The following is a 17,628-nucleotide window of genomic DNA, read 5'->3' on the forward strand; positions in this document are numbered from 1 at the left end:
TTTGTACCACTTCCTAAAACAAAATATACTCTCTGGTAGCAATTCTTTGTTTTTCGTTTAACTCATAAAAATTTAAGCTAAATAATCCGTCTTCAAACTTAGTAATGCAGAAAACAGGGTAGTAACATATCTCAAAATTCTTACTTAATAAAACCATTGTTTCTTTATCAGTACTTGATGGGTATGTACTGCATCCAGATGGATGAGAATGCCAAGTACCAACAAAAAAATGATCCTCTGCTTCTTTTCTACTCGTGTATTCCAATAAATAAGTATTATCGAAAACAACTCCGTATCTACTTCTTCTAGCTCTGGGTCCCGCATCAGATACATCGTATATTTTTATCCATCGTGTATTCATTCTGCCGAAAATAATTCCACCATTCTCGACATCTGGGTAAGCCTTTGTCAATTCGTGCATCTTAGTCATTGTTCTTTCAGACAAATAAATTTTTCTATTCAAACCCTTTCTCCCTTACAGAAGCAATTATTATTTTGGTCCAGATATCCAAAAGAATGAATAGGCATTATTTCATCCATCCCCCAGTAATAGTTGTAATAATCATATTTAAATTTTTTATGTTTTGAAAAGTAGGATATTAATGTTACGATTTGTCCCGCAAGAAAGGACATTTTTTCCCACATTGAAATCGTATGAGGATTCCCACATAAGTCAATAGTTTCGGATGGATACTGTGCGATTTCATTCTCAGCTTGTTTATGAAATTGTATAAGTCCTAAGTCTTCTTCAATAAGTTTGTAATAGCAATTTAAACAACCAGTATTTGGCGTTGTAACTATAATCTCTTGTAAGATATTGTTTGGTGAGCTCCAAGCCCAGATAATTGGTTTTTTATAAACTAATAATTCCTTGAACGCTAGTAAATCAAATGACTGTTTCCTTCCGACTGTCACAACTAAAATATCACATAAATCAAGAATCTCATTATCAGTTAGGACCGGAATTACCCTTTGAGCAAATTTATAATTTAAATATTTTTTCATAGACAGAGCTTTATTAGTCCCCAGAAAAAAAGGTTCTAATTCATGATTTCCTATATTTGCAATCGATAGTATATCAAAATCGGATATGACTAAAGATTTTGTTTTCTTATGCGCAAGCATCTTGCTAACTTGACTTCCTAATGACCCAACACCCAATAAACCAATCCTACTGTCTATTCCTAATGGAGATTCAGGTATTATTTCGATATTTAACAAGCTTATCTTAGTTATCTCTGTATCAGCTATGAACTCTAAACATGTAATAAATGAAATGTATTCAGTTCTCCCTCTATCTCCTAAATACATAACGATGACTGGAACATTTCTATGCTTAGGAAGAATCTTTTTAATATCGGTATTCAACACCAAAGTTTGTAGTAATTGATATGTTGTCTTAAATTTAAAATGGCTTGGAAGCCTTATCACTGTAAAATTAGAGTCTAAACTTTTATCGTCGATAAAATTGTTTTTTATGTTCGTAGTTAGGAGATGCCTACTCTCTTTTTCAAAAAAATAATAGGGTTCCTCAAAATATGAAGGGAACCTAATTACTTTATAATCATAATCCGTACCCTTCTTTTTACTTGTTGCAGTGATACCGTTAGCTAATAAGTAAGTAGAATGTACAAAAGAAACTTCATATAATTTTGTCACTTCGATTTCTTTAAAGCCTTGAATAAATTCTTGACTTAGATACAAATAGGAATTACTGAACTGGGGTAAAATGCGCCAAGAAAGTAAGTCATCATCCTTGCTCCACTCATTATTTACATTACTAATAAACCAATCAAGAATTCGATCGTAAATGAACTGAACACCGAATTTTGTTTTTGCACTCCAATTGTGTAATGAACAGATATAGAACTCTGATTCTTTAGGATTAGTAGATAGAACTTTTTCATCAATATGTCTCCACGATCTCGGCATATCTTTATATAAATTACTTTTACCATTTATGCTTAGTACCTTTATAGGTGGCTGTTTGATTGGGAAATCTAACAAATGTATCTCAACTTGGATATAATTACCTTCAATGTCTCCTTCTTTCGGAATTCGACCTTTGACAATTTCATTACTAATAAAAGAAAAGCCGAGGGCTTGGAACTCGGCTTGGTAGAGACTTCTATTTTCAATTTCCATGTTGAATTTTTGTATCCTTCCTTGCTATATCAACAAAAACTGATTTAGCAGCCTCCGAACTATCATAGACATCACACAGCCCAACAACATCTTCAATTTTAATAATTTTATCTTTATAATCAGAACAATCTAAATAGTAAATAGAACTAGATAGCTCTTTGTTAAACATTTGTTTTGTATACTTATTTAGATAAATAATATCAGTTTCATCGTTAAAGTTCATTAACTCTTTGTACTTCTCTCCAAGCAAAAGAATTCTCCCATACATAGGAGAACCTTCTATTTTTCTCTTCGCCTCACCATAGTATCCTAATAATTTAGCTGAGAAATCAACTTCAAAAGAGGTTGCCTTTATTTCACCAACTGGAATATTCCCTTCAGGTTTTGTAACAATAACACCTTGTGGGTTCATTAATGTATTTGGCGAATATTCAATCCCAACTTTTATTTCTAGAAGGTTGTTGTCTTTTAAGTAATCCCCCAGGCCTTTTGCTTTCAGGATTTCTTTTAGCTCGTCATTTAGAATATTGGTAGACTCCAAAATCCTTAAAGCAAGAAGAAAAGCTCTTGCTCCAACAGTCCATTCATCCTGGTCCTCGACTTGAGTTCCCCCAAAAAGGATCATTAGCCCATCCCCTGTTATTGAATGAATATGTCCTTGATAAAATCTAGCTAGTTTAATCCATGTTGAGATTGCTTTTTGCTTAATTACTGCAATTTCGGATATATTCTCAAACCCTGGATCTTCAATAAACATTGCTCTTTTCGTAAAATTTCTTAAATCAATAAACAATGAAACTAACTTAACGTCGAATACTCTGTTAGCTGCATCTAAAAAACCTTCTTGCGTCTTGATTTTCTCAAGTAGATAGTTAAAATCAATATGACCACCGATAACAAAATCTTCATTCAGTTCCCTATCGATGATGTCATTTACTCTATCTTGAACTTGGCTAAATTCCGCACTTTTATATAGAAGCTGGCTACTCTCAAATAAAGCATTCAAAGGATTAATATCGATTCTATAACGATAATCCGATTTAATAATATCACGAAATTTTGAACTTCTTTGAGTCATAGTAGCCTCCAAAAATAAGATTTATCAACTTGCAATATTATCATTTCCTAAAAATATAGTTCACCAAGCCTATTCAATATATTTTATATTATACAAAATCTGGAACACAAAAACCATAAAATTCTCATATCTGTTGTAAATACAAGTCCTTTCAAATAACATTGCCTTTATTGAAAATTTACTTAAATACAATTTTCATGACGGTAATTAAATTTTGCAAGAAGAATTCGATTAATTAATTTATTTCAACTTTCCTCTGTTCTGGATAAAAGAAGTGGCACGAACGGATATGCGTGAACATGTGGAAACGATGTATCAAGTTTATTAATCCAAAGTAGGTATGCTGTTGGAAATAACTCCATACGCGATCGCCAAGTAAATTTTGAACCACCTATGCCCCACATTAAGAACATCTATTCTGAAAACACCTTATATCCATATTAATGACTATCTATCGTATGCAATTGCAAGATACCAGTTATCATACATTCTTACCGACAATCTCATTCCTAGCATAAAATTTAATAAGAACTAATACTCAACCATGAACTTTAAATGCTAAAAACCTTTCAATCTCATCTTTTATCATTTTTTTAACTTGATAATAAAAACCTTTCCGCGCATTAATATTAATTATCCCAAAATAATCCCCAACCAAATTCTGACTTAGCCGGCCATACTTCTCGTAAACGATTGGAATAGCCGTTTCTATATCTAAATGCCAATTTTCCAACCTCACTTTTCGAAACCGTTCCTTACTTTCTTTTACTTGTTCTGAGAACCAATCACTGATATCTGGATAATATTTTCGTAAATATGAACTGTTTCTTCCTATGTATTTATATATGTCATCACAAAAAAGTGATTTTCCTAAATGTTCTTGATTCCTTTTATAGTCCTCAAAAACGCTAAGGAAATATTGTCTGTTGTTCTCTCTTTTTGTTAAACTTTGAACTTGCTTCCCTTTGATGATGGCCTCTTTTATATCTCCATATTTTTGTGTTGAAATTGTTGTTCTACCAATACTTATTGATGCCGCGACTTGCTTTATAGATATTTCATTATCATTTTGAAAAAATCCCTCCAACTTTCTCTCAACTTCAAGAAATGCCAGTTCTCTTTTCATCGAAGAATTGGTTTTATACGTAGGGGGCTGGAATAAATAAATATTCTGAACTTCAGGATCAAAAAAATAATAATAGAAGTCAATAGGGGCCCATCCATATATTTTTTTTGCCTTATAATACATTTTTTCTGGTGATTCGAAATATTCCTCAAGAATTCGAACAAAGTTCTCTTTTAGATTCTTAGGAGCTTTTTTAGGTATGAATTGACTAAATTTATCACTATCAATAAGAGAAAATCGTAGTAAATAGGCCATTATTAAACAAGAGCGATGATAATCAATTTTCAGGGTAGATGTAAGGGTTCTCCTGGTTATTCCTTGTTCAATTAATTTTGCCACTTCTATAAAAAGATCTATGTCTCCTTTGATCTCTCTCCACTCTTTTTGATAAAACCCATATTGCATATAACATTCAATACACACATGTACTCTTGTAAAGTAAACTCCATTGTAACCCCTTCTACGGATATCAATTGGCCTCATGCCAGTAGCTACGCCAAAAGATGAACACCATGGAGTCACACAATATCCCGCAGATAATTCCTCAACATGTGGATTTAGAGAAACTATATAGCTTATAGGCACCTTGATCTTCGAGAATTCGGCAATACTTAGACCACAATAGCTTGTAACTTTAAATACGTCCGTCAGAAGGACTCTTTTCGTTGATTTACCAGTTCGAATTAATGCCGTTAAATTTTGAACTATTATCGGAGAAAACAGAGTTATCTCCCTCTTATTAAAAATAGCTGCCTGATTTTGAGAAATATAGAGTAGTTTAATCGCCAATGATTGCTCTAACGAATAATTTTCGAGTTTTGATGTAAGTGAAAAACTTGGATTTAAAAGATATTCCCAATCAGAGTAAATCCTTATTTGCTCATCTTTAAGAATTTCATCATTTATACCTTTTATTAAATCCTCTTTATCTGTCAGTGAATGGTTACAATTTTTACATATAAATTCATTCAATTTTTCATAAAAATATGGCTGGGATTGATTACATTCATGGCAATGTGATTTAAGAATACCTTGATGCTCTAAACAAATCTCAATTTCATTTATTTGCCAGATAAGCTTAAAACCTTTCTTTTCTTTAATACAATGTGGACAAAACCGTCTTACCTTAGTTATCATGTATGGCCTGATAAAAGACCTATACCGTCTTTCTTCTTGGTCCGGATCGTCAAAGAACTTATCAAGAATCGTCAAAAAAGTAAGAGTTCTTATTTTTTCAATCGATGCTCCTACAAACTGTGCAAGTAATCTTGTATCAATAAGATGGGGAAACCAATCAACCTTAAACATATTAGTTGAGTTTAGGTAAGATACAGAACCTATATTGACTTTTCTTCTTACATCCAGATATGGTATCCCATTCCCATCTGCAATTCTTAGAAAAAAAGAACTTAAAGTTTCCTTATCTCGTGGAATGGGCCTTACCGATAACAGCTTCATTGCTACTCCTCACATTGCCTTTTATCTCAATAAAAATTCTTCTATCTCTGATATGATCATAGTCTTAATATGAGCATAGCCTTTAACCCTAACATATTTAATACCCATTTGCCTTCCAACCAGCGAAGTATTTAAAATACCATTTCTAGAAAATGTTTCAGCAACAGCTTGCTTAACCTCGCTTCGTTTTTTTTGTAAAGCTATCTCCTTAAGCATTGAATTATGTGTGTGAACTACTCTGGCCATATAATTACTGAACCCAGGATAATGTTTGTTAATATAATCCCTATGCCTACCAAGATGGTGATATATACTTTTATACGTAATTTGCAAGTTCAAAAGCTTAGCTTGGCTAGTATATTTATCAAATTTATTTCTCAATTCCTTTTCTTCATTATTTAATCTAAAGGACTTTTGACTTTCCATACAGGATATAATTATTTCTTGCAATCCGTGTGTACGCAATGTTCCTTCACTACACTCAACTGCAGCGGCAACTTGCTGAAGGGAAATAGTTAGTTCACTTGTAACCATGTTATTTACTTTTTCACTTACTGTCTTCTCTAGGGAATCGTATTTCTTTAAAGGTTTTTTTAGACTAGACTGTTTTTGCATAAAATATTCTTGTACAAGATTATTCGCATAATAATAACTGTATTCAATTAAGGACCAACCAAACTTTTCTTGCATATCCTTATATTTAGTCTCTGAGTATGAGTCATATCTCATATTAGACAACTTAAAGTACTCGAGACTATTATCAATTACATCTTGAGGAATGTATTTCCTTTCAATCCCGGATGGCAAAAAACTATGATATGCTAAATATCCAAAAATCTCGCTTACTCTAAATATATTAACCTTCTGATACTTAGAGACTTGACTTCGTGTTAACCCTTTGGAAGCAAGTTCCCTAACCTTTTCAACCAACTGAATATTGCCATCAATTTCATCCCAGGTATCATTTACTGGATGGAAGCTATATCTCATTGAACAGCCGGCACAATAATAATAAAAAGGATATCTAACGCCCTTTTTTCTTGGTTCAACTCGGTTATTTATTTTAGTCATCTTTCCCTTCTTATTAAAGAATTTACACCAATGAGCATGGCAAACATCCGGTTCTACCTGCTCCGATTTTATAAATAGAGATTCAATATATGTATTAGGGACAATAATTTCCGAAAATTCTTCTAGCGTAATATTTAAACCTCTTGCAATAGAAATTACATCTCCAATTGAAACCTTTTTAGTTTCCCTATTACTTCTGATTAACGATACTAAGTTTTTCACTACATTCACGCTTAAAAGATTTACTCGGCTTCTAATGTAACGCTCTTCTTTTGACTGAGTAATGAAAAGCAGTTTTATTGCAAGCGATTGTTCCAATGAAAAATTATTAATAACTTTTGTTAATATCAAAGAAGGGTTGAGCAAATAATTCCAATCTTTATAAAATCTTTCTTGAGTTATTATGTATCCTAAACCCTGAATATCTTCAACCTTATTTGTTAAAGACAGTTTGCAATTTACACAAATAGCGTCATCCTTGTTCTTAAATACATTATCTGAATATTTCACTTGCTTCTGACAGTGGGGACATGCTGATTGAAGTTTAACTAGATGATTAAGGCATATTTCTATTTCTTTTACCTGACATATAAGGTAAAAACAACGATCTTGTCTTACACAAATTGGGCAATATTTTCGTTTTTGACTATCAATTGCAGCGTTAATCATTAAATATACTCGCTCAATTTCAATAGCCGGGTTATCAAAAAATTTATAGGATATACCGTAATAAGTCATTGAAATAATTGCATCTTGAGAAGTTTTTAATAGGCTTACAATTTTCTTATGATCGAAAACATTTACATCATAATCAAGTCGAAAGAACTGATCATTTCGCAGTGTATGAATTGATCCTCTATGAATATCTGCCCATATATCCAATGCTGAAACTTTGTTTGAATATTCTGCTCTAAATAAATAAGAAGTCAGGCATTCTCCAGACTTCTGAATTGGTCGTACTGTTAAACATCTAGTATTCATTATTCTTTCCTTATAATTATAGTTTTTTTATTGGGACCCTTGTCATAAAAATACCCATATGTAGGACTTTTGTTAAGTCCATCATCTGCTGTTATATGAGAAATTCACAACTTATGTATATATGCATTTAGTTCTGAAGCGACTTTCAGTAATTATGTTATGTTTGACTAACTCCAATATGACGATAAATCTCTTTTGATAATACAATATCGTCAGAATTAACCCTAAACTAGTCCAGTTTAATTTGACGGCCATGTTATAGGTCTCAACCCTTAGAATACCGAAGCTTTCGGAACATCTTGTTTAGCGGGGGGAAATATAGTCACCGACGCGTGTGAAAGGAACCGATTATTCTCCACCTTTAAACATTCAGGACAATATCTGCGACTTTTTTATCAAAACCCAACTTATACTAGTTTACAACAAAATGAGAGACGTGTCGGATTAGTTTCAAATCCGTCATGTCTCTCACTTTAATAATTTCAAAACATTATTTTTCAAGCTCCATATTATGATTAACTCGCAATTGGTTAATATAAGCAGTTAACTCCGGAGCCACTTTACGAATATATGGCGGACTAGCTTTAATGTAGTCATAAACATCCTCTGAGAGAACTCTTTGACCGACTCTAGAATTAAAAAAGTTATCAATTAAGCTGTGCCATAGAGACTTTAATTTGTTTATTTTAACTGTCTGTTGAATGTTCTTCATTTCATGAATGTACTTCTCAAGACCCCATTTCCGGAGAGTATTTGGTGTTACCCTAAGCTTCTCCGAGACAATACCGATCGTGATACTTTGCTCCGAATTAATTAATTCATTGCATATGCTCAACATTTCATCTTGGATTTTTCCCCTATCAATTCTTCGTTCCGGAACTGGCCATTTATGTAATATTAATTCCTTCATTACTGCCGGATGATACCTGTGAAGCAGATACTGCGTTGTAGATACCCAGCATTCCCATTTTTCAATAGTTTCAAGATCAACATCATTAGTAATTGAGTCTTTAAACTCATACAACAAAGTATTGTCCACAACCTCTTTATTATCACTGTTATTTTTAAATACTCCTCTAACCTGAAAATAAGCCACAATTCTCCGAGAAACACTTATGTGTAAACCAGTTCGCCTACTAAGTTCAGCTAAAGAAAATTCATCGGATTGAATCCCAGTTAATATATTATAACCTTGCACAAAGTAATCTTTTTCCTGAAGTTCTCCTGTCTCTTTGTAAGCAAACCTACAACCGCAATCTAAACAAGCTATGTGGTTAAGAAGTTTCTCACCAGATTTTCTCTTTTTTGATGAAGTCCCCGTCTTAACTATAGAATCATTTTTCATATAGCTCTTACACCAAGGAGATAAACAAATAGCATTTTCTAATTTATTTATCTTATTCGGAATAATTGAATTGCGAAAATCACTTGGGATTTCAATTTCAAAAAAAGTAGTTAGGTCAAGTTTGTTTATATATAGTATTTTTAATAATAAGTGAATATGTACGGATCTAGTTTGAGATAACGTTTTTCTTGCATATTGCATAAGACTTGATGCTTGAACCCCTAATTTATCAAATTTTTGCTCTATTACATCTATATTATAATTTGGTTGTTTTCCATTCATAATAAATAATAATTTGATTGCTACTTCTGAAGGACTTAAATGTTTATTATTATTTGTAAAAAGTTCCCTCCAAGTTTTTAAAAGCCATTCTTGCTTATCCAAATCTTCTTCTGTAACTTTATCATCGTACTTATCTGAGCCAAAAGAAGAATAACATATTGGACAAATACTTATTTCTTCAACTGCACTCAACTTAATCTGATTACCACAACTCTTACAGCTGTCAAGTAAACGTATGTGATGTCGTGTACAACAATTAATACCATCAACCTTCCATTCAATTCTTAAATAAGGTTTTTTCTCATTTAAGCACTGAGGACAGTAATGAAGGTACTCACGAATAACCCCCCTTAAAAAACGAGAGTGAACAAGTTCATTACTATGACTAAATTTTTTTAATACAAAATAAAAAGTCATTCCTAATAGCTTCTCACATGCCACGTTTGTTATTTGAGAGAGTGTTTGAATGTAAATAGAATTCAGTGGGGCAAAATCAATTAATGGGATGTCCGCTTTTTGAGGATTTACAAAATCATTATTCTTCACTTTTTTCCAAAGAGTTAATAAACTGGTTCCGTTTGCTTTTGCAAAACGAAGAAGGAAGCTGCTTAATGATTCACCTAGTTTCGGCTGTAATCTCACAGAAAACATATAACATCTCCCATGACATAAATAGTTGTTTTTATTTTAAGTAACCAACTGATTTTATAATTGCTTCTAGTCTAAAATGAAGAGGCTCTTAACGTTAGTAGATATATCCCATTCTGATTATTTAGTACAAATACTCCCCACTACACAGGGAGCATTTGTTCTTTCAAGTCTGTAGCAAGCGTTCTAGATCCGCTCATACCCTTTAAATATTTGAGTGGACCTTGTGCCGACCAGTCCAAAGACATGCGTTTCACGTGCCGTTGAATGGCTGCAAGATCGATATGTTTCTTACCCTCAGACATACATTTGAGTAGTACATGATTACCTGCCAAAGAAAGAGCGTCTAAGCAGACGATATGCGTTAACCGAAATTCTTTATAATCGGACCATTCAGAATCAAATGTTTGGCGAATAGCATCGTAATAAGTCATAGCCACAGCCAATTTTTCTTCTTTTGATAAACTAGATATTCGGTAATCAGCTGTTAAATGATGAAGTGTTCTATAGACATTCTGAAGTGTCACATGGCGTCCCTTGCTACGTTTGCCAATAATTGTACCAATATTATAAAAAGGACTGTCCTTACGAACCATGAGCTCAGTAGCGATCCAACTGATATCATCTGAATCTCGACGTAAAAACTTGCTAAGTGATGGTCCAATTCCCTTCGCTTTTGTATTTATGGTGTCAAATAGTTTAACCTCCTCATCTTCATCCAAAGAATGAAATGCAAGAAAAGGAACATTTAAATCGGAGTTTGTTTCCCGTGTGTATTTATCAATGCCCCCCATTCGATGCTGACCATCCATTAACGACGCCTTACCTTTACAAAATAGGCGACCATAAGATGGACGTTGTCGATCATAATAAACAAACTCCCAATTCGATGCTGCGTTTAATAAAATAGGAGTAAACAAAGCATCTTCACCTTTAGATAAATAGCTAGCAAAATCCTCACACCTTTTTGAGTCTACGGGGCGTTGATACCCTTTACCTGAGGGCAAGTCAAAAGGTTTTACATAAGTGAGTTGTAGTCCCACCGAGGAAGGAAAATGGCTTTGATAGGCCACTTTACCGCGCATTTTACATTGTAAAACATTTTCAATAACGATTTGATTAGGTAGTGTATTCATGCTGTTTGCCCCTTATTTTATGAATTATTAATATAAATATAGATGTTATAAGATCTAAAATCAATTGGTTATATATGTTATAGGTGTATTTAACTTGGGTGTCCACTTCCTTAAGCTGATATAGAAGGTGGTGGTCCCTTGCCTAAATTATCAGCTCATATTGGTGCAAGAATAAGGGTTTTTCGGAAGAATAGAGGGCTTACTCAAGAGCAGCTGGGTGAGAAAGTACAACAACCTCAATCATACGTAGGTGGAATCGAACGTGGAGAGAAAAATATATCCTTGGATACTCTTGAGAGAATAGTAGAAGCTTTAGAAATTCGCCCGGGTGATTTGTTTAATTCCTATAATGGATTACAGTCTAAAGACCAAGTAGAAAAGGATCGACTGATTGATTACTTAACTCATATTCTTAGAGATCGTAATCTTAGAGAAGTTTCAACAGTTACAAGATTGATTGAGGACGTCCTAAAGGCGTATGACACTAAATAACTTTCTTTTTTTAAATAAATTAACCCTAGTGCCATGTATACGGCTCTGGGGTTAGTTACTAAATATGCGGTTATCAAAAAAATGATGGTTATGCATTATTTATTTTTCTAACAACATATCGCGCATCATCCCCAACACCACGTAGTGTTGCAGAGGCAAATGATCTTTGCCCAGAAATGCCAACAAAATACAAACCATCCGTAGCATTACTCACCCCAACCCTATGTTTTGGAAATCCACGATCATCCAATGCATTTAATCCCGCCAAAAAAGATAAATTAGGCCGAAACCCAGTAGCAAAAATGATCGCATCAGCGCTCTCTTTCTCCCCATCCCCCCAAATAACTCCATCCTCATACATCGAAGTAAACATTGGTCTTTGATTTGGTTTTCCGCTCTCTAATAGTTGTTTAAACCCTGCCGAATCAATAACGGTTGTTGGCTCTGGTACTGGGCGGCCAAACAAAGGAAAAGGGAATTTATCTAACCCGGTAGCAATTAACCAAAAGTGCAGATCGCGTCCAAACTTAACCTGAGGTAGGAGTTTAACCGGTGTCCGAACCGCTAGGGTCGTAGTGGCTACCTCCGAGAGCTCAACACCTATTTGAACCGCTGAGTTCCCACTCCCGACAACAATCACACGTTGACCTTGATAGGGCTTGGTATTCCGATACGCAGAGGAATGAATAACTTCTCCTCGAAACGCTGCTAATCCAGGAATGTCAGGTATATAGGGTCTGTGAAATGAGCCTGTTGCACTTATAACAGATTCAGCTTCAAGAATCTCCCCACTTGTTGTGGTAACTTGAAACCTCCCATTAAATTTCTCTACTTTTTCAACACGAGTGTTTGTCTTCACCGGCATATTATACTTAGAAGCATATTCTCGAAGGTATGAAATCACTTCATCCCTCGAGGGATAACGATTGCCCCCACCTGAGAATGGGAATCCTGGCAAAGAAGAATACTTAGCGGGTGAGAACAGCTTTAGGCTATCGTAATAATGTGGCCATGATCCCACTGCTTCAGGACCGGCTTCTAAAATGAGAAATGACAGTCCATATTTTTTAAGGTAATATCCCGCAGCAAGTCCAGCTTGCCCTCCACCGATTACAATGGTTTTATACATAATTATCTCACAACCTTACTCTTCATTTTTTTAATACATGCTCCTTATAACAACTTTTCCATCGCCATAACATCAACATATTTCCCATCTAAAACGCCCTGATTCTGAAAAATGCCAACGTCACGATATCCCGATTTACGGTAAAGCCCTTGACCTAATTCGTTAAAGGGGAATGTAAAAAGTACAAATTTATAAAATTCATTTTCTTTACCTACACGTTCTAGCTCTTTCAAAAGTCTACTCCCTATCCCTTTACCGCGGTATTCTCGGTCAATGTAGATGGATATATCTCCAACACCGTTATAGGCGCAACGTGTACTGTATGGGTTTATCGAAGCCCAGCCGACAACTTGCTCATTTTCTTCTGCAATCAAAACAGCATATCTTCCTGCGTGAGTTTGAAACCAACTTTGCATATAACGCAAGTTCTTTGTTTCCTCTTCTAAGGTTGCGATTCTATCCTCAATTCCTTGGTTGTAGATATTAAGAATCGCGTTAATGTCACTTATTTTTGCATTTCGAATGATCATGCGAACACCTCATTAAATGAATTTTATAATAATTGAGATTTGCAACTAATAGCCCAAAAAGAACTCCTCACCAAAGAGGAGAATTGAAACTATCCAACCGTAAAACGCATTAAACTCATTATGAAATAATTGACCTTTGCAACTACCATCTAAAATAATCTCCTCTTTTAAGAGGAGGAGCAACAATTTTCATTTTGATTCATAGCCTGACTCAAAAGGCCTAAACTTTCGACAACTTGATCTCGCTTATTTTCCGGTATGAGTTGTAAAATTCCTTGAACATAATTCTCCATTGTTTTGGATATGGCTTGATGCTGCTCTTCCCCTTTTGAGGTTAAAGAGAGTACCACATAACGCCGATCTTTAGGATCAGGAGTTCTTCGCACCATCTCCAACTCGACCAATTGCTGAATTTGCCTGCTGATTGTACTAGTATCAGTGAAAAGGGTTTGGGCCAAATCGTTTAGAGCAATATTAGGGTGCTTCATTAGCTCGTAAATGATATGACTTTGTATGACCGAAATACCGCAACAATGTGCGCCATCTTTCTGAAGCAGCCCGAATCTCCGAACAAGTAACTGCAGCACTTCTCTCACATCTGGGAATTGTGGATTATTGTTCATATTAAATCACCTAACTATCTTATAACACATATTAATTGATAAATGCAACTATTGATTAACAGTGGTATTTCTCCTCATTCCTACATTACCTTTCATAAACCAAATGATACTTAGCAGCAAAAGGAGCGATGCAGAAAGCCAATAAGTCATGCTTAAACCAATGAAATGCTCAGATAAATAACCAAACAATGGTCCCATGGACGCCCCCACATCGGATACGACTACATACATGGTCATTATAAATGTTCGAGCCGATCCGAATGCAATATCCGAAACCATTGCATCCATAATTGTGGATAACAAAGTTGTAACTATGAGAAGTGCTAGTAGATCAAGTAACCAAAGGCCAAAAGGAATCTCAAAATTTGTCAATGTCATAAATATCGCAGCCAAAGCAAGTGAGCCGATAAGGAATGGTCTGCGTCCCCACTTGCGGTCAGATAGCCGACCAAACCAAGGAGACATAAATGAGCCCAACGCCCATCGTACGGCCTGGAGAGCGCCTGCTATGGTGGCAGCCCCAATAGCTATTTCATAGAACATAAACGACGTCTTGTGGTGAACATCAATCAGGTGACTTAACGTTGCAGTGAGCATGCCGTCAAGACACATGCCAACTAGAAACACTGAAATTAAAGTCCCTTGCAATGCTGGAAGTTTTATAATCACCCTCTTTTGGTGTGGAGTATCTTCAGATTTAATTTGTTTTTTCACCTTGGGAACAAACTTGTAAACAGCAGGAAGTACAAGGAATGCCAGAACACCAAAAGTTGTAGCAACAACCTGTAATCCAAACAACTCTACACAGATACTACCAGCAAGCATGCCCACTAAACTGCCTATTCGATAAAGCCCATTGTAAGTCCCCATGAAGTAACCTCTGTTTTGGTCACCCGATAGTTCGAGGATCATGAAGTAAGAGCCCAAACGAAATAACGACCAAGCTACACCCCAAACACACCGCAGAATAAGCCAACTATAAAAACCATCTACCCATCCGTAAAGTAATGTAGTCATTCCTGCTATGAATACGGCCAAAAATACACCATTTCTGATGCTGATTTTTTTGTACAACCATCCAATCAAGGGGCCGAGCGGTAATCTCACAAAACGATTTGCCGAGAGTAAAATTCCAACTTCAATGAGGGACGTTAGTCCCACATCGTTCCAATGAATCGGTAATACAACGTATAGCATCGAATCACCAAATAGTGAGACAGCTGTGATAAGTGCCAAAAAAATAATAGGTTTGAGATCTGCATTTTCTTTTGTCTGCTCTCTGATCAACGAACTTCTCCTTTCAAAATAAAAAGCGGCATTGCCCTTAAGACAACGCCGATCTAATCTAGCTGCAGCATGAAGATGTCGATGCCACCGGTTTGGTAATTGGTGAACAACAAGAACTTACTTCATCAGATTTTACTACCATTGTTTCACTTTTTTCAGGTTCACAGCACGAGCTACTTTTGATACTACATACCCCAGTTTCAGGCAGTTCAAGTTCAACCCTCTCAGCTGCTTCACGATCACCAACTAAAGCTGCAACAACGGATCTCACTTGTTCATACCCTGTCGCCATCAAGAAAGTCGGCGCTCTACCGTAGCTCTTCGATCCAACAATATAAAAGTCCTTCTCTGGTTGTCTTAGCTCATTTTCCCCATGTGGTCTAACCGTACCGCAGCTATGAACATTCGGATCGATTAGAGGCGCTAACTCCAAAACGCTTTCCAAGCCTGGATCTGCTATCACTCTAACTTCTCTTAAGAATGAAAAATCAGGACGGGAACCTGTATTCGAAACGATCTCATCAATCGCGTCAATATGGGCCAATTCGCTGTTTAAAGAACCAATAACCTGAATTTTTTCCCCATCCTTTTTTAATTCATGAATATGAAATGGTGTCATCACTTTAACTTTACCTGACTTGACTAGCTTCTGAATACGCGTTCCGAGTTCTCCTCTCGCAGCTAGCTGATCTTGATCCCGCCCCCCGTAAACATCCTCTAGTCTAGTTTTTCTTAGTACCCAGACAATTTCAGTCTCCTGTTTTTGCCCCTTAAGCTCTCCGAGTTCCAAAAGTGTATTGATCGCGGAATGACCGCTACCAACAACAAGAACTTTCTTTCCACTATAGCGATTTTTATGCTTACCTAGAACATCAGGTATACCATAAAATACTTGTTTGCTTAAAGACTGCTCCTCAGACGTCCAGACCCCTTCAGAAATGATTGGATTCGGACTGGTCCAGGTACCCGAAGCATCGATGACAGCTTTGGCCTCAACTAAGAAGCGCTCCCCATTTTTCTCAACATGCAAGACAAATGGAAGGTCATCGCGGCCATGTGTTTTTACCTTATTTAGGCCTTTTCGGCTCACAGCGGTCACTTTCGTATTCAAGTTTATGAACGGTTTGATTTCAGGTAACTCGGCGAAAGGCCTAAAATAGTTTTCAACCATCTCTAATCCAGTAGAGATTTCCGAATGATTCGGAGCGATCCAACCATGTGAGGTAAGTAGCTGCCGCGCTGCTTTATCTATATTGTATTCCCATTGAGAAAAGAGACGTACATGAGCCCATTTAAGGACACTGGCCCCCACCGAATTCCCAGTATCAAACAATACAAAAGATTCTCCTCGTGTAACTAAATGTGCCGCTGCGGCAAGGCCAACAGGACCAGCACCTATGATTGCTACAGGTAATTTCGCTTTAGATAGAACTGTATTTTTACTCATTGAAGATACCTCCATAAAATAGTTTTCTTTATCATCCATTTAAGACGTAAGCTATTATCGAAAGACGCAAACTTACTCACTCTTAAGAGCAAGCACATGCACAGCAAGCAGTTTGATTTTTGTTAATCCGGAATAACCTTACGAACTTTTTGAGACTAAAGCTAAATTGTTTTTTCACCTGAGTTTGAGCCACATTCGCTGTGTTTACTTGTTTACCTTCCTGTTCTACATACATCAGTTGTGGATTGATATCGTGAAATAACATGTAAAACCACTCCTTCATCAAAATATATTGATATATACATCAAAAAAAATTGATGTAAAGTCTAAAAAAAATTAAGAACCACTCGGTCTAAAAATGCAACAAAGCTCTTCTGAAAGCAATCCGTTCACCGCAGAATTATTGATCTCATAATAGCTCCAGGTGCCAATGATTTCTTTTGTAATTAGATTGGCGTCTAAAAGGATCTTCAAGTGATACGACAACTTGGATTGAGCCATTTCCACGACATCGCATAGGTCGCATACGCACGTTTTTCCCCGCTGTGTTAACTCATACATGATTTGAAGTCTCTTGCGATCCGCCAAGGCTTTAAACTTTGCCTCATACGTTTCAAAAAACGAATCGTTCGGTGCAGTATTTATCTTTACTTCATGTATTGGAATTATGGTTTTCATTATTTTCACCCGATTCATTAATCAATTTTTTTTGATTTAATCACAATATATACCAATACGAATCAGATTGCAATGGTTTAATCAATTTTTTTTGATTAAAAAATATTTATTAAAACCTTCTCGTAACGCCTGGATCACTTGTGCCAAGTAAACCATATTCTACAGTACGATG

Annotated in this window: 14 protein-coding genes; 1 reads left to right on the plus strand and 13 read right to left on the minus strand. The window is 35.6% G+C overall.

The window, feature by feature from the left end; genetic code table 11:
* Positions 1–13: 13 nt before the first annotated feature.
* The 7 genes from ASG85_RS07805 to ASG85_RS07835 form a co-directional block, all read right to left on the minus strand.
* Positions 14–463 (minus strand): Mov34/MPN/PAD-1 family protein, encoded by a 450-nt coding sequence (locus ASG85_RS07805; RefSeq protein WP_057302461.1) that lies wholly within the window; start codon positions 461–463, stop codon positions 14–16.
* Positions 460–2,145, minus strand: a complete 1,686-nt coding sequence (locus ASG85_RS07810; RefSeq protein WP_057302460.1) for a hypothetical protein — start codon at positions 2,143–2,145, stop codon at positions 460–462. The genes ASG85_RS07805 and ASG85_RS07810 overlap by 4 nt, the downstream gene beginning before the upstream one ends.
* Complete coding sequence (locus tag ASG85_RS07815) at positions 2,135–3,223, minus strand: hypothetical protein (RefSeq protein WP_057302459.1); 1,089 nt, start codon at positions 3,221–3,223, stop codon at positions 2,135–2,137. Before ASG85_RS07815 ends, ASG85_RS07810 begins: the two co-directional genes overlap by 11 nt.
* A gap of 538 nt (positions 3,224–3,761) precedes the next feature.
* Entirely contained in the window at positions 3,762–5,807 is a 2,046-nt protein-coding gene (locus ASG85_RS07820; RefSeq protein WP_057302458.1) for a TniQ family protein, read from the minus strand.
* 21 nt (positions 5,808–5,828) lie between these two features.
* Positions 5,829–7,859 carry a TniQ family protein gene (locus ASG85_RS07825; protein WP_057302457.1) on the minus strand — a complete coding sequence of 677 codons (2,031 nt, stop codon included), beginning with the start codon at positions 7,857–7,859 and terminating at the stop codon, positions 5,829–5,831.
* Positions 7,860–8,349: 490 nt separating this feature from the next.
* The gene (locus ASG85_RS07830) at positions 8,350–10,137 is read right to left on the minus strand and encodes a TniQ family protein (protein ID WP_060645873.1); all 1,788 of its coding nucleotides are present in this window, start codon (positions 10,135–10,137) and stop codon (positions 8,350–8,352) included.
* Positions 10,138–10,277: 140 nt separating this feature from the next.
* Positions 10,278–11,270 (minus strand): DGQHR domain-containing protein, encoded by a 993-nt coding sequence (locus tag ASG85_RS07835; RefSeq protein WP_057302455.1) that lies wholly within the window; start codon positions 11,268–11,270, stop codon positions 10,278–10,280.
* A 138-nt stretch (positions 11,271–11,408) separates the two neighbouring features.
* On the opposite strand from ASG85_RS07835, the gene ASG85_RS07840 reads away from it, so the two are divergent.
* Positions 11,409–11,762, plus strand: coding sequence for a helix-turn-helix domain-containing protein (locus tag ASG85_RS07840; RefSeq protein WP_057302454.1), 354 nt, complete (start codon positions 11,409–11,411; stop codon positions 11,760–11,762).
* 88 nt (positions 11,763–11,850) lie between these two features.
* Here the strand turns inward: ASG85_RS07840 and ASG85_RS07845 are convergent, their stop codons facing one another.
* The 6 genes from ASG85_RS07845 to ASG85_RS07875 all read right to left on the minus strand — a co-directional run bounded on the left by ASG85_RS07845 (position 11,851) and on the right by ASG85_RS07875 (position 17,456).
* On the minus strand, positions 11,851–12,891 hold the full coding sequence (locus ASG85_RS07845; protein ID WP_057302453.1) for an NAD(P)-binding domain-containing protein: 1,041 nt from the start codon (positions 12,889–12,891) through the stop codon (positions 11,851–11,853).
* Positions 12,892–12,935: 44 nt separating this feature from the next.
* Complete coding sequence (locus ASG85_RS07850; protein ID WP_057302452.1) at positions 12,936–13,421, minus strand: arsinothricin resistance N-acetyltransferase ArsN1 family A; 486 nt, start codon at positions 13,419–13,421, stop codon at positions 12,936–12,938.
* A 167-nt stretch (positions 13,422–13,588) separates the two neighbouring features.
* Positions 13,589–14,044, minus strand: a complete 456-nt coding sequence (locus tag ASG85_RS07855; protein ID WP_057302451.1) for a MarR family winged helix-turn-helix transcriptional regulator — start codon at positions 14,042–14,044, stop codon at positions 13,589–13,591.
* Positions 14,045–14,092: 48 nt separating this feature from the next.
* Positions 14,093–15,331 (minus strand): MFS transporter, encoded by a 1,239-nt coding sequence (locus ASG85_RS07860; protein WP_060645874.1) that lies wholly within the window; start codon positions 15,329–15,331, stop codon positions 14,093–14,095.
* A gap of 58 nt (positions 15,332–15,389) precedes the next feature.
* Positions 15,390–16,778 (minus strand): NAD(P)-binding domain-containing protein, encoded by a 1,389-nt coding sequence (locus ASG85_RS07865; protein ID WP_063860209.1) that lies wholly within the window; start codon positions 16,776–16,778, stop codon positions 15,390–15,392.
* A gap of 336 nt (positions 16,779–17,114) precedes the next feature.
* A complete protein-coding gene (locus tag ASG85_RS07875; protein WP_057302447.1) occupies positions 17,115–17,456 on the minus strand; it encodes an ArsR/SmtB family transcription factor in 342 nt (113 codons plus the stop codon).
* Between the last annotated feature and the right edge of the window lie 172 nt (positions 17,457–17,628).

This window comes from Paenibacillus sp. Soil724D2 (assembly GCF_001427935.1).
In the GTDB taxonomy this organism is placed as follows: domain Bacteria; phylum Bacillota; class Bacilli; order Paenibacillales; family NBRC-103111; genus Paenibacillus_E.

Coding starts and splice junctions, on each gene's coding strand:
- ASG85_RS07845 (WP_057302453.1), bottom strand. CDS start 12,891: ATGTATAAAACCATTGTAATCGGTGGAGGGCAAGCTGGACTTGCTGCG.
- ASG85_RS07835 (WP_057302455.1), bottom strand. CDS start 11,270: ATGAATACACTACCTAATCAAATCGTTATTGAAAATGTTTTACAATGT.
- ASG85_RS07830 (WP_060645873.1), bottom strand. CDS start 10,137: ATGTTTTCTGTGAGATTACAGCCGAAACTAGGTGAATCATTAAGCAGC.
- ASG85_RS07810 (WP_057302460.1), bottom strand. CDS start 2,145: ATGGAAATTGAAAATAGAAGTCTCTACCAAGCCGAGTTCCAAGCCCTC.
- ASG85_RS07855 (WP_057302451.1), bottom strand. CDS start 14,044: ATGAACAATAATCCACAATTCCCAGATGTGAGAGAAGTGCTGCAGTTA.
- ASG85_RS07850 (WP_057302452.1), bottom strand. CDS start 13,421: ATGATCATTCGAAATGCAAAAATAAGTGACATTAACGCGATTCTTAAT.
- ASG85_RS07875 (WP_057302447.1), bottom strand. CDS start 17,456: ATGAAAACCATAATTCCAATACATGAAGTAAAGATAAATACTGCACCG.
- ASG85_RS07820 (WP_057302458.1), bottom strand. CDS start 5,807: ATGAAGCTGTTATCGGTAAGGCCCATTCCACGAGATAAGGAAACTTTA.
- ASG85_RS07865 (WP_063860209.1), bottom strand. CDS start 16,778: ATGAGTAAAAATACAGTTCTATCTAAAGCGAAATTACCTGTAGCAATC.
- ASG85_RS07825 (WP_057302457.1), bottom strand. CDS start 7,859: ATGAATACTAGATGTTTAACAGTACGACCAATTCAGAAGTCTGGAGAA.
- ASG85_RS07815 (WP_057302459.1), bottom strand. CDS start 3,223: ATGACTCAAAGAAGTTCAAAATTTCGTGATATTATTAAATCGGATTAT.